Here is a 13,333-nt window from a genome sequence, read left to right as displayed (position 1 = left end):
AGCCGTCACACATTGCAATGAAGAGACGCACAGGTCGCTGGATGGCGTGAAATGCGTGGCCTGTTTCCTGCATCGTCGGCGTTGCAATCTGCGAGACACGGGCATGCCACGCTGTGCCTCCACCGTGACCGACCACATGGAGTGTTCAGATGAACAGGGATGTCTCCGAACTGGCGTGGACCGACCTGGCCAAGGCACTGGAGGTCGACGAGACCGCACTGAAGGCCGTTGCCCGCGTGGAGACCGCGGGGCGCGGCTTCGTGGGTGGCCGGACCCCCAAGCCCAAGATCCTGTTCGAAGGGCACGCCTTCCACCGACTGACCGGTGGCCAGTTCGACGCCAGCCACCCACATCTGAGCCACGCGGCGTGGGATCCGCGCAAATACGCACGCAATCAGGCCGGCGAATGGAAGCGTCTGGACCAGGCCTGCCAGCTCGACCGCGCCGCGGCGCTGCAATCTGCCAGCTGGGGCCTGTTCCAGGTCATGGGCTTCAACTACCCCTACTGTGGGCACGACACCGTCGAGGCCTTTGTCGCGGCGCAGCATGGCGGCCCGGACGAGCAGGTCTCCGTGTTTGCCCGTCTGGTCGCGCGCCCGCCGTTCCTGCAGGCGCTGCGCAAGCATGACTGGCGCACGTTCGCCGCGGTCTACAACGGACCGGGGCATGCCATCCACCGCTATGAGGCCCGTCTGGCCACCGCCTACGCGCAACTGGCGGCGGAAGCGAAGGAGGAAGGCGGCCCCCAAGGTCGGGCGAATACCCCGCCTCGCGTGGTTACGACACCCAGCGTGCGCACGCTGCCTCCGGGCCGCAGTGAGTTCGCACCGCTGAGCACGCTGCGTCGCCGCCTGCCCAAGCGCCGCAACGTCCGCCCCGACCCTGTCGACCTGCGCGACTGGGAATACCGGCCCAGCATCGCCGTGGCACCGGCGGACGTGATGTTGCCGCTGGACCCCAATCCCACCAAACAACAGGGCGACACCAATGCCTGCACCGGCTTTGCGCTCGCCACGGTGATCGAATACCTGCTTGATCGGGGCCGGCGCCCGGTCGAGGTGATCTCCGGCCACATGCTCTACAGCATGGCGCGCCGGTACGACGAATGGGCCGAGGACGACGAGGAAGACGATAGCGGCTCCTCGCTGCGTGGCGCGCTCAAGGGCTGGTCACGCCATGGCGCCAGCTGCGAGCGCCTGTGGCCGCGCAACACGATGCCCCGTCCGAAGCCCGGCTCACTGGACGACTGGTGGCTGGACGCGGTGAAGCGGCCATTGGGCGCCTATTACCGCATCGACCCCGAAAACATCCGCGACATCCACATCGCGCTCAGCGAGGCCGGCGCGGTATACGCCAGCGCCTTCACCCACAAGGGCTGGGACGCCCAGATGCAGCAAATGACGCTGCCCGCGCCTACCAGTGCGGACGAGGTGCCGACGATCAAGCATGCCACCGGCTCACAGGAGCAGGGCCATGCGTTTGCCATCGTGGGCTACACCCGCGAGGGCTTCATCATCCAGAACTCGTGGGGCGGCGAATGGGGGCGCGGCGGTTTTGGCGTGCTGACCTACGAGGACTGGATCGAGAACGCCATGGACTGCTGGGTCGTGCAACTGGGCGTGGTTACCGTCGAGCACGAAGCGGTGGCGGGTGCAACTTCGTTGCGTCTGGACGCGCGCACGGGCGCGGCGGTGGTGTCCAACAACACCACGCTGGCCGACCACGAGATCGCGCCCTTCGTCATCAACATGGAGAACGAAGGCCAGCTCAGCCGCCGTGGCCGTTTCCGCACCGGCCCCGACGACCTGCGCCTGCTGCTGGAACACCATTTGCCTGAAGCGTGCCGCGCGTGGGGCCTAAAGAAGACCGACGCGGTGGACATCGCACTGTATGCACACGGCGGGCTCACCGGCGAGGACGCCGCGGCCGCCACGGCACGCACCTGGATCCCGCACCTGTACACCGAACGCGTGTTCCCGATCTTCCTGATGTGGGAAACGGACGCGTTCAGCACGCTGTCCAACATCTTCGAGGACGCAGTGAAGGGTGAGGCGGAGAAGACCGGCGGCGAGCGCTGGAACCGCTTCCGCAAGCGCTTCGAGGAATGGCGTGACGAGCGCCTGGAGGGGCTGGCGCGCTTGCCCGGGGGCAAGCTCTGGGGCGAGATGAAACAGAATGCCGATGCCTTGTCGGGGGCGAAGAACGCCGGCGTCGCGCAGTTGTTCGAATGGCTCAAGCGCAAAGACCTGCGAGCCAGCCTGCCACGCATCCGCCTGCACCTGGTCGGGCATTCCGCCGGCGCCATCGTGCACGCGTGGCTGGGCGGACGCGCCCTGCAACAAGGGCTGGACGTGCGTTCAATCAGTCTGCTCGCGCCCGCGGTTCGGCTGGACGTGTTCGACCAGCAACTGGGCGGTTACATCGCCCAACGCCGCATTCCGGTGCTGGTGTCCAACCTCACCGATGCGGCCGAGCGCGGTGATCCCACGTGCAAACCGTACGGCAAGTCGCTGCTGTACCTGGTGGCGCGCTCGTTCGAGGATCATGAGGAAACGCCATTGCTGGGCATGGAGAAGCACCTGGTGCCCGCGCTGCCCACGCACGCGTGGGGCAGCATGGTGCGCCAACTGCCCACGCCCGGTGGCGCGTGGGCGCCCAATACGCCTGCGGCCCGCGCCACCAGCCATGGGGCGCTGGACAATGACGCTGCCATCCGCGAAGCGGTGACGGCATTCATCAAGGTCCAGGCCTAAGGCTCATCGGTGCCACCAGACGTCTCCACCCGGGACCCGGCGGGAGGCATATCCTTCAGTGCGCGGCTGCTGACTTTCCGCGCATCCTGTTGAAGAGGGTCACGCCCGCCAGCACGACAGCGCCGGCAAGGATCCCCACCCCCGCGTTGGCCAGTGCCGTCACGACCGCCCCCACCCAGCCGTCCGGCGCGATGCCTTCCACCGCATGGTGCAGCACCGGAACGGAGTGGACCAGGATGCCACCGCCCACCAGAAACATGGCGGCCGTACCGGCCACCGACAGCGCCTTCATCAACCACGGCGCGGCGATCAAGATGCCACGCCCCACAGCGGCCAGCGCCCGACCCTTCTGCGTGAGCCACAGGCCCAGGTCGTCCAGTTTGACGATGCCGGCGACCAGCCCATAGACGCCCACCGTCATCGCCGCGGCAATGGCGACCAAAACCATCACCTGCTGCATGAATGGCTGCCCCGACACTACGCCCAGCGACAGCACGATGATCTCCGCCGACAGGATGAAGTCAGTGCGGATGGCGCCCTTGACCTTGTCGCGCTCCAGAGCGGCCACGTCCAGGTTGGGGTCGGCCAGGTGCTGCAGGTGCTCGGCATGATGCTGCGCATCCTCCTGCTTGGAATGCAGGAACCGGTGGGCGAGCTTCTCCACACCCTCGTAGCAGAGGAAAGCGCCACCGATCATCATCAATGGCGTCACGGCCCACGGCAGCCACGCACTGATGGCGAGCGCCGCCGGCACCAGGATGGCCTTATTGACAGCCGACCCCTTGGCCACGCTCCAGACCACTGGCAACTCACGGTTGGCCTTGACCCCCGTCACCTGCTGCGCGTTGAGTGCCAGGTCATCGCCGAGCACGCCCGCCGTCTTCTTGGCCGCCAACTTCGTGAGGATGGATACGTCATCGAGCACGCTGGCGATGTCATCAAGGAGAGTAAACAGGCTGGCGCCGGCCATGGATTCGGTGTCCGATGAAGGGAAAGGCCAATTGTGGCTCAAGAGCCCCCGAGGGGGTATGACGGCCAGCGGCCGGGGGAACCGGACGCCGCACCCCGCGGGCCCCAAGGCTTCGGGCCAAGACCTGCAAGGTGCCCCGGCGACCTGGAGCAATTGTGAAGATCCGGCTGGAAAGCGCCCCCCCGCCCATCGAACGCCACCTTCAAACTGTGATTACGGTCGCCTACATTCATCAAGATAAACATTGACGTATGCGGACCGTCATGGTTTGGCGGACTCTTCCACGCGAGACTGGCGAACTCATGCTTTCCCCGCACGTCATGTCCGCCCCCAGTGGTACGCAACCCAGGCTGCACCTCCCGTGGTTTCGGCTGCCCAGGGCCTGGTCCCGACGCGAGTGGGGCTCCACCCAAGGGGAAAGCAGACGTGCGTTCGCTCGCGCGCAACTCACCGGCTCGCGCTTCGCCCACTTCCTGGTACTGGTGTGTGGCGGAGTGCTGGTTGCGCTGCTCCATGTGCTCGAGCAGTGGGGCCTGGTCACGCCGGGAGGCATGCCCGAGATCCTCGTCGGCGCCGGCATTACCACCCTGCTGATGGCGGCCTACCTAAGCCTGTATGGCGAGCTTTTCGTTGTCCGCATCTTCGGCATCCTGATCTACATGCCACTGCTGGGGTTCCTGCTTGCGTCCGCGGCCACCGAGCCAGTCGCGCATGCGGAGCGGATCTCCCTGTTCCTGCTGTTTCCCCTCATTTCGATCACCCTGACCATCCGGCTCGCTGGCGTTGTCGCCATCGCACTGGCGACCGCCGCATTCCTGGCGTACCACGCATCCCAACACCTTCAAGCAACCCCAGAGCTGTTTTGGCTCCATGCCGGACTGGTCGTGGTTTTTGGTGCAGTGCTGCGCCATTTCCGGATGCGGCTTGCGATGCACTCGCACCTGCACCGAATGGAACTCCAGACCCGGGTTCGTACCGATCCATTGACCGGCCTGCACAACCGGAGCGGCTGGAACGAACTGGCGCCCTCTGTCCTGAGCGAGGGTGCGCGGCGCTGTCGATTGGTGTTCGTGCTGTTTCTCGATATCGATCGCTTCAAGCTCGTCAACGACGTATACGGCCACGCCGCGGGCGATGAAGTACTCAAAGCCCTAAGCGGGCTGTTGATGCGATTGAGCCCTGCGCGGAGCGTGGCCGCCCGCCTTGGCGGAGAAGAGTTCGTGGTTGTGGTCCCGGTGTCCGCTGCGACCGAGGTGGCTGAGTTCGCAGAGCGCATCCGGGGACGGTTTGCGGATCTGGAAGCAAAACGCGGCATCACAGTCAGCATTGGCATCGCCCAATTGAGGGCCGGCGAGACACTGGGCACGGCGATGAAGCGCGCAGACGAGGCTCTCTACATCGCCAAACAAGGTGGCAGGAATCGCGTGGCCTGGGCGCCCGATGTGAGCTGACCGCAGGCCACCCGTATCAGACCTTGTAGTAGTCGCGGTACCACGCCACGAAATTGGCCACGCCCTGCTCCACTGGCACCACCGGGCGGTAGCCAACGTTGGCGATGAGGTCGGATACGTCAGCCTCGGTGTCGGGCACGTCACCGGCCTGCAGGGGCAACAGTTCCATCTCGGCCTTGCGCCCCAGGCACTGCTCCAGCACCTCGATGTAACGCAGCAGTTCCACCGGTCGTTCGTTGCCGATGTTGTAAAGGCGGAACGGCGCCACGCCGCTGGTGGCCGGGTCCGGAGCGTCTCCGCGCCAGGCCGGATCCTTGCCGGGCAACGTATCCAAAGACCGGATCACGCCTTCCACGATATCGTCGACGTAGGTGAAGCTGCGCTTGTGCCGGCCGTGGTTGAACACCCGAATCGGCTTGCCCTCGATGATCGCCTTGGTGAACAGGAACAGCGCCATGTCCGGGCGGCCCCACGGGCCGTACACGGTGAAAAAACGAAGGCCCGTGCTGGGCGTTCCGTACAGGTGGCTGTAGCTGTGCGCCATCTGCTCGTTGGCCTTCTTCGTGGCCGCGTATAGCGTCAACGGGTGCTCGGCCGAGTTGTGTTCGGAGAATGGCATCCGGGTGTTGGCGCCATAAACCGAACTGGTGGAGGCGTACACCAGGTGGTCCACGCCGTGGTGGCGGCAGCCCTCGAGGACGTGCAGGAAGCCGGTGACGTTGCTACTCACGTAAACGTGCGGGTTCTCGGCCGCATAGCGCACGCCGGCCTGCGCGGCCAGATGGACCACTCGCTGGGGCTTATGACGCGAAAAGGCAGCTTCCACCGCGGCACGGTCGGCAAGGTCGGCTGTGATGTGGGTGTACCCCGGGTTGCCCGTCAAGCGCTGCAGGCGCGCGTGCTTCAGGGTGACGTCGTAGTAGTCGCTGAGGTTATCGAAGCCGATGACCTCATCGCCACGTGCTAGCAGCACCTGGGCGACGTGTGAGCCGATGAAACCCGCGGTGCCGGTTACCAGAACTTTCATGGGGATTCCCGAGAAAAGGATGAAACGCGCTGGCCTCGGATTCTAGCGGTTGCGTGGTGTCTTCGCGGCGTCTGGAGCAAACCAGGGGCGGACTCCATCCCCCTGGCCCTCTTTCAGCAAGATCCGTGCCCACGTTGGGCTGATAAGGCTTGATATGGCGCCCCTTGTCGCCTACATCACGACAGTTGCCCCACTGCTACACTGTTTTACGTATTACCCGTTACGCATGAGGGCCATGGGGTTCGGCAGCCGCCTGATTGCACTGGAAGCGACTGATCTACAACACGCCAATCTGCAAAGCCGTTGGCGCGTCGATCCGGCCGCGGCGCAAACAGCACCGGCGCAACAGCGCCATTGGGGATGCCATGCAATTCGATCTGACGCCGGACGACGCCCGCATCGCCATCGTGGGACTGGGTTACGTCGGCCTGCCGCTCGCCGTAGAGTTTGGCAAGCAATTCGATACCGTTGGCTTCGACATCAACGCCGCGCGCGTTGCCGAACTGAGGGACGGCCGTGACAGCACGCTGGAGGTCGAGCCCGAGCTGCTGGCCCAGGCGACGCGACTACGCTACACCACCCAGCTGGATGACCTGGGCGCCTGCAATACCTATATCGTCACGGTGCCCACCCCCATTGACGCCGCCAAGCGCCCGGACCTGACCCCACTGGTCAAGGCCAGCGAGACCCTGGGGCGGGTGCTCAAACCGGGGTCCGTGGTGGTGTACGAAAGCACCGTTTACCCCGGCTGCACCGAGGAGGTATGCGTGCCGGTCCTGGAGCGCGTATCGGGGCTGAGGTTCAACGTCGACTTCTGGTGCGGCTACAGCCCCGAGCGCATCAACCCCGGCGACAAGCAGCACCGCGTCACCAGCATCCTCAAGGTCACCAGCGGCAGCACGCCCGAGGCCGCCCACTACGTGGACGCGCTGTACCGCCGCATCATCACCGCGGGCACCCACAAGGCCAGCAGCCTGAAGGTGGCCGAAGCGGCCAAAGTCATCGAGAACACCCAGCGCGATCTCAACATTGCCCTGGTCAACGACCTGGCGATGCTGTTCAACAAGCTGGGCATCGACACGCTGGAAGTGTTGGAGGCTGCCGGGACCAAGTGGAACTTCCTGCCCTTCCGCCCGGGGCTGGTGGGCGGCCACTGCATCAGCGTGGACCCGTACTACCTGACCCACAAGGCGCAACAGGTGGGCCACCACCCCGACGTGATCCTGGCGGGTCGACGCACCAACGACGGCATGGGCGCCTACGTGGCCGAGCAGGTCATCAGGTTGATGGTGCGCAAGCGCATCAACCCGGTGGGTGGCAAGGTGCTGGTGCTCGGACTGGCTTTCAAGGAGAACTGCCCGGACCTGCGCAATACCCGCGTGGTGGACATCATCGATGCCCTTCAGGGATACAACGCACAGGTCGACGTGTACGACCCGTGGGTCAATGGCGCCGAGGCGCAGCACGAATATGGCTTGACGCCCATCGAAGCTCCGCAGCCCGGCGCCTATGACGCCGTGGTGCTCGCCGTTGGCCACGAGGAGTTCAAGCGATTGGGGGCCCAGGGCGTCCGCGTTTTCGGCAAACCCGATGGCAACGTGGTGTACGACGTGAAGTGTTTGCTACCGCGGGAGGCGGTGGACGGGCGCCTGTGAGGCGTGGCTCCGGCCACTCGATTCAAGTGCGCGCGCAGGTTCCAAGGCTGCTGGAGTGTGACGCAATCACGGCCGGTGGCCGGATGGCTTGTGCAAAATCCGTTGTGATCCTTCAACGGCCTGACAAGCCGTCCCCCGCCATTCCGGCGCGGGGGCTACTACCAGGGAGCCCGGGATGCTGACCTTCATCATTGGCCTCATGCTTGGCGCCTGCATCGGCGTTGCCGTGATGGGCATCTGCAATGCGAGCTACGAGCACCAGCGTAGCGATTGATCCTCGGCCCGTCGGGGACGTCCGCCTCCACCAGGCCGTTGCAGATCGACAGCGCTTTTAACGCTCTACGACACCCAACTCATCCAACGCGGTGCGCATGGCCTGTGCCGCCGAAGCGCTCAGCTTCTCATTGTCCAGGGCGAACCGGATCGTCGCCTCGATCAGCCCCAGGTGGCTGCCGCAGTCAAAGCGGGTGCCCTTGAAACGGTAGGCGGAAACGGGCTGTTCGGCCAGCAACTGCTGGATCGCATCGGTCAACTGGATCTCGCCGCCCTTGCCGGGGCGGGTCGTCTCCAGGAGAGAGAAAATACGCGGGTCCAATACGTAGCGACCCACCACGGCCAGTGTGCTAGGGGCATCGGCCGGCGCCGGCTTCTCCACCATCGATTTGACCAGGCCCGATCGCCCGTCAAATTCCGGAGCATCAACGATGCCGTAGCTTGCGGTCATCTCGCGGGGCACATCTTCCACCGCCACCACACTGCCGCCCTCGCGCTCGGCCAGGTCAGCCATCTGCTTCAAGGCCCCGTCGCCGTTGCGGTTCCAGATCAGGTCGTCGGGCAGCATCACCGCAAACGGTTCGTCGCCGACCACCGGCTTCGCGCACAACACCGCATGCCCCAGACCCAGTGCCTCGGCCTGGGTCACAAACACTGCCCGCACATGGGGCGGCAGGATGTTACGCACCAGGTCCAGCTGGGTCTGCTTGCCCGACTTCTCCAGCTTCTGCTCCAGCTCGTACGCCTTGTCGAAGTAGTCGGCCACCGCGTGCTTGTAGCGATTGGTCACGAAGATCAGCGTGTCGCATCCAGCCTCGATCGCCTCATCCACCGCGTACTGGATCAGCGGCTTGTCGACGATGGGCATCATCTCCTTGGGCACCGTCTTGGTTGCCGGCAGGAAACGGGTACCCAACCCAGCCACGGGGAACACGGCCTTGCGAATGCGAGCTGCCACTATGCACTGTCCTCGATATGGTGCTTGTCCCGCCACGCAAGCTGCTGCCAGGGGCGTGACTTCGATCGCCGTATTCTAATGGCGATACGTGACAGAGACGGAACCGCCGCCGCCGCCCGAGGCCCAGATGAGAAATTGTCAGCCCCGATCCGGCTCGTTCGCGGCCACGGACACAGGTTCCAGACGGCCGCCGTCCAGTCTCAATACGCGGTCCGCCAACGCCAGGCTCGCAGGCCTGTGGGTGATGAGCAGCACCGTTCGCCCCTCGAGTACGGCATGGCACCGGGCAATGAATGCACGCTCCGCCTCGGGGTCGAACATGGCAGTGGCTTCGTCCAGCACGATCACGGCGGGGTTTCTGAGCAACACCCTTGCCAACGCAATGCGCTGACGTTGGCCGCCGGACAGCCGAACGCCCTGATCCCCGACCACCGTGCGATATCCGTCTGGCAGGCCAACGATGAAATCGTGCGCCATGGCGGCATTTGCCGCCGCTTCCACCTCTGCCTGACCCGCAGTCGGATGGCCGTAGGCGATGTTGTCGAGGACGGTTCCATGGAACAGCAGCACCTGCTGGGACACCAGCCCGACGTGCGAACGGAGGTTGGACAGGCGCAACTCCGAGATGTCCACGCCATCCAGCAGTACCCGCCCTTGGTCGGGGGCAACAAAGCGCAGCAGCAGGTGCGCGAGCGTGCTCTTGCCGGCGCCATTCGGCCCGGTTATCGCCACGGTTTCACCTACACGGATCGACAGGTTGAGCGACTCATACAGGGCAGGCCTTCCGGGGTAGGCAAAGCCTACGCCGTCAAACACCACCTCGCCGGCAACGTGGTCCAACTCACGCCGCCCCTCGTCCGGCTCCGGTGCCTCGGCGAACAGCGCCGACAATCGCACGGCACTCTCGCGGGCCGTCTGCACCTGCCCGTACACACCGGCGAGTTGGCTCAACGGCTGCGTAAGCAGTAGCCCATACAACAACAAGGTGATCAGTTCGGGAGCCGACAAGGCCCCAGCCGCCACGTTGCGGCTTGCAACCCCCAACAGGACCAGAACCCCGGCCGCGGCCACCAGCCGGGCCGCCGGTGTGATCAGCTGCTGCAGCCTTCCCAGGCGAAGCTCCAGGCCGCTCAATTCTTCGGCCTGCCGCGCATAGCGCGCCGACTCCTGCGCCTCCCCTGCGTAAGCCTTCACCATTGGCAACATCGCCAAGTTCTGCTCGGCCAGCGCCCATTTACGCGCGGACGCGTCATGCTCCATCCGCGCCAAAGGCCGCAACCGCCGTCGGGCCAGCCGCAGCCCCACGAATATGACGGGGAGCACCAGCACCACGGCCATCGCCGTCGAGGCATCGACCCGCAGCATCAACACGAATGCACCCATGCACGTCAGCACCAACGGCAACAGCGGCACCGAGGTATGCACCAGGAAGTACGCAAGTCGATGCACATCCTGCGTGACCAATGCCAGCACTTCGCCGCGCCGCCGGTCGTGATGCCAACCGAGCGACAATGACTGCAGGTGGTCGAAGGCGCGAACCGAGATGTCCGCCACCAGCCGTGACGCCAGGGATTGCGAGCGCAGGCCAGCCAAATATCCCAGGACCACCTGCAACACGATCAGCACGAACCACAACCCCAGCCAGGCATCCACAGGGCGGGCCGCCAGCAAGTCCATCGAGAACCGGCCCGCCATCCAGGGCGATCCTAGTGCGGCCACGCTCTGCAACGCCATCAAGGCCGCGAGCCAGCCCGCAGCCGTCCGGTATGGCCCCAGCATGGTCCGCAGGAACCGCCACGGCGAGCCCGTGCTTTCAGGCATCCCTCGCGCCCGTATACTGGCCCCGGCCCCCTCGCGGTCACTTTCGCCCTTCACTTATTGCGCCCCTTCGATCGTGACCATGCCCTTCCCCCTGTCGCCCACGATGGCGTCAAACGCCCACCTGTCGCCTGACGTCCGCATGCAGGTTACAGGCACCGAGTCGGTGCTTCTGGATCTGCGCAGCGAGCGCTATTTTGGCCTGAATGCCGTGGGGACGCGTGTCTGGCAGTTGCTGACCGCCAACCCCAGCCTGCAGGCCGCGCACCAGGCGGTCTTGCAGGAATACGAGGTCGGCGCGGACCAACTGGCCCAGGACATGCTCACCCTGGTGGCGCAACTCGCCGAAGCCGGTCTGTTGACCCTGGATGCCTGAGTCCGTTCATCCCGTCCGCCGCGTTCTGGCGCTGTCCTGGCAGGAGAAGTGGCAACTGGCGGCGCTAACCCTGCTGCTCCCCATCGTGGACCTGCACTTGCGCGCTCGCGGCCTCCAAGCCACCCGGCGGAGCCTGGGGCGGCTGCGCGGGCTCGCATCGCCACGCCTGCCCGACGCGCTCGACATGCAGCGGGCCGAACGGCTGGCCCAACTCGCCGCCATTGCAGGCAAGCGCGGCCTGTATGCCAACACTTGCCTGCGTCAGGCCTTGCTGGTGCATTGGTGGCTGCGCCGCCGAGGACTTCCCGCGGAGCTCGTAATTGGAGCCCAGCCGGGAGATGCCAACCTGGATGCCCACGCCTGGATCGAGCTGCAGGGCATTCCCCTAGCCCAGCATCGCCAACTGCCGCCCGAACTGGTCCGGTTCAGCGACTGAGGCGTCGACCTGACAGGGCCAACCTGCCGCCCAACTGTCGTACACGGGCCCACCAAAGCCCCATGCGTGATCGGTCCGCGCCGTACATCTCGCGCAAGTGGCCCGTCTCCGGAAACAACTTGCGGACCAGCCAATCCATCCGGGCCCAAGTGGACGGCAGCGCCCGCAGGTTCATCCGGTGCATGTAGCGCCAATCACTGAGCCGGGCGCCATCCACGCCCGTGCCAATGGGCAGGGAACCCAACTCGTCCAATACAGCGGCGGGTGCGGCCGGACCAAACCAACGCTCGGCCGCTCGGAGCGCCGAGAGGCAGACCCCTGCCAGTTGCCGCTCGCGGCATGTGGTCTGAAGTACCTGCCATTCCTCGGGCTGCAGGTGCAGTGCCAACAGGTGCACGTCGTACAGCCATTTCAGCCGGTCGCCCACACCGGTGTAGAGGTTGATGGCGCGGTGCATGCAGGCATGCAGCAACGCATGGTGAGGCGCCAGCGCCCGCGCATTGGGGGCCAGGGCCGGCAACGGAATGGCCGCATCCCACAGCGCCTGCGTGGGCAATGCATCGGCAAACACGGGCGCATTGTTGAGGCCCCAGTGCAGATCCAAGTCCAACTGCAGCGACGGGGACAACGCCTTGCGACACACGCGCTCGTACGCACGCGTTCCCTGCGTATAGCCCAGGTCGTACCCCAAGGCCTTCAGATCCCGCGCAAGCGAATCCACCACGTGCCGCGACGGCAACAACAGATCGATATCGCTGCATTCGCGCTGATGCGGCGCGGGATACAGCCACCACGCCAACGCCGAGCCTTTCAGCAATAAAGCAGGCACATCCCGCTCCCGCAGGAATGCCAGCAACTGCTGGCATTCAGCGTGCCGCAACATCGCCAAGGCCACCTCACGGCGGCTCGCGGCGGAAAACACCGCCAGCAGATCGCCGTCGCTCCCCCACGCGGACAGACGCTCCGCGGCCAGACTGACAACGCCCTCCTCCTGGGCGAGCCACAGCAGCGAATCGGCTCCAAGCCCGGGCGTCGCGGGCAATGACGGCCCACCCCGGATGAGGGCGGCCAGCCATTCACGGCCGGCATCAGCGACGGGAAGTGAGAAATCCATCACACTGATACTAACAGGCACCTCCCCACGACCATGCGCGGCATCTGCGGCTTCATCCACATCGACGGCCAAGTGGTGGCACCGGACGAACTGGCGGCCATGCAGGGGGCCCTTGCGCTGACTCCCTGGTCCGTCGCGACGCAGGAGGTGAGCCCCCATGCGGCCCTGGCCGAGGTGCAGTGGGCCAAGCAGCCACGGCACGCCGAACAGCGTGGCATTGCCCGCGACCCCACCAGCGGCTGTGTGGTGGTGGCCGATGCACACCTGCGGGACAAAACTGCCCTCGCCAAGCGACTGGGTGTTCCGGCGCACCACCCTGACACCAACAATGACGCCGCGCTCATCCTGCGCGCATGGCAGCACTGGCGAGAACATGCACTCCAGCACTTGGATGGCGAGTTCGCGTTTGCCGTGCATGACCCGCGGCGGCAGGTCATATTCCTCGCCCGCGATCGGATGGGCATCCGCCCCCTGTATCTGCACCTGACCCACGGGCGATTGC

The 13,333-nt window shown here is 65.4% G+C and carries 11 protein-coding genes and 1 pseudogene; 7 read left to right on the top strand and 5 right to left on the bottom strand.

Annotated features, from left to right (window positions below; all coding sequences use genetic code 11):
* Positions 1-149 precede the first annotated feature (149 nt).
* Entirely contained in the window at positions 150-2,753 is a 2,604-nt protein-coding gene (locus N800_RS09235) for an N-acetylmuramidase domain-containing protein (protein WP_052108122.1), read from the top strand.
* Positions 2,754-2,808: 55 nt separating this feature from the next.
* Here the strand turns inward: N800_RS09235 and N800_RS09230 are convergent, their stop codons facing one another.
* Complete coding sequence (locus tag N800_RS09230) at positions 2,809-3,723, bottom strand: DUF808 domain-containing protein (protein ID WP_036137390.1); 915 nt, start codon at positions 3,721-3,723, stop codon at positions 2,809-2,811.
* 494 nt (positions 3,724-4,217) lie between these two features.
* Between N800_RS09230 and N800_RS15370 the strand changes: the two genes are divergently transcribed.
* A complete protein-coding gene (locus N800_RS15370) occupies positions 4,218-5,174 on the top strand; it encodes a GGDEF domain-containing protein (protein ID WP_198032511.1) in 957 nt (318 codons plus the stop codon).
* A gap of 16 nt (positions 5,175-5,190) precedes the next feature.
* Here the strand turns inward: N800_RS15370 and N800_RS09220 are convergent, their stop codons facing one another.
* Complete coding sequence (locus tag N800_RS09220; RefSeq protein ID WP_036137388.1) at positions 5,191-6,201, bottom strand: NAD-dependent epimerase; 1,011 nt, start codon at positions 6,199-6,201, stop codon at positions 5,191-5,193.
* Positions 6,202-6,566: 365 nt separating this feature from the next.
* Here N800_RS09220 and tviB point away from each other — a divergent pair, with 365 nt between their 5' ends.
* The gene (gene tviB, locus N800_RS09215) at positions 6,567-7,856 is read left to right on the top strand and encodes a Vi polysaccharide biosynthesis UDP-N-acetylglucosamine C-6 dehydrogenase TviB (RefSeq protein ID WP_036137486.1); all 1,290 of its coding nucleotides are present in this window, start codon (positions 6,567-6,569) and stop codon (positions 7,854-7,856) included.
* Positions 7,857-8,031: 175 nt separating this feature from the next.
* Positions 8,032-8,130, top strand: coding sequence for a DUF3789 domain-containing protein (locus tag N800_RS15630; RefSeq protein WP_084087426.1), 99 nt, complete (start codon positions 8,032-8,034; stop codon positions 8,128-8,130).
* A 57-nt stretch (positions 8,131-8,187) separates the two neighbouring features.
* Here N800_RS15630 and galU read toward each other — a convergent pair whose 3' ends face one another.
* The gene (gene galU / locus N800_RS09210; RefSeq protein ID WP_036137385.1) at positions 8,188-9,087 is read right to left on the bottom strand and encodes a UTP--glucose-1-phosphate uridylyltransferase GalU; all 900 of its coding nucleotides are present in this window, start codon (positions 9,085-9,087) and stop codon (positions 8,188-8,190) included.
* 138 nt (positions 9,088-9,225) lie between these two features.
* Positions 9,226-10,821, bottom strand: a complete 1,596-nt coding sequence (locus N800_RS09205) for an ABC transporter ATP-binding protein (RefSeq protein WP_269635141.1) — start codon at positions 10,819-10,821, stop codon at positions 9,226-9,228.
* A 166-nt stretch (positions 10,822-10,987) separates the two neighbouring features.
* Here N800_RS09205 and N800_RS09200 point away from each other — a divergent pair, with 166 nt between their 5' ends.
* Positions 10,988-11,281 carry a PqqD family protein gene (locus N800_RS09200; RefSeq protein ID WP_198032509.1) on the top strand — a complete coding sequence of 98 codons (294 nt, stop codon included), beginning with the start codon at positions 10,988-10,990 and terminating at the stop codon, positions 11,279-11,281.
* Positions 11,274-11,717 (top strand): lasso peptide biosynthesis B2 protein, encoded by a 444-nt coding sequence (locus tag N800_RS09195; protein WP_052108119.1) that lies wholly within the window; start codon positions 11,274-11,276, stop codon positions 11,715-11,717. The genes N800_RS09200 and N800_RS09195 overlap by 8 nt, the downstream gene beginning before the upstream one ends.
* Here the strand turns inward: N800_RS09195 and N800_RS09190 are convergent.
* Complete coding sequence (locus N800_RS09190; RefSeq protein ID WP_036137381.1) at positions 11,707-12,831, bottom strand: nucleotidyltransferase family protein; 1,125 nt, start codon at positions 12,829-12,831, stop codon at positions 11,707-11,709. The genes N800_RS09195 and N800_RS09190 overlap by 11 nt on opposite strands.
* Positions 12,832-12,864: 33 nt before the next feature.
* Between N800_RS09190 and N800_RS16530 the strand changes: the two are divergent.
* Positions 12,865-13,305, top strand: a pseudogene (locus N800_RS16530) (class II glutamine amidotransferase domain-containing protein); the annotation flags it as partial.
* Positions 13,306-13,333 lie beyond the last annotated feature (28 nt).

It is taken from the genome of Lysobacter daejeonensis GH1-9 (assembly GCF_000768355.1).
In the GTDB taxonomy this organism is placed as follows: Bacteria; Pseudomonadota; Gammaproteobacteria; order Xanthomonadales; family Xanthomonadaceae; genus Aerolutibacter; species Aerolutibacter daejeonensis.
This window is presented reverse-complemented; position numbering and strand designations above follow the sequence as displayed.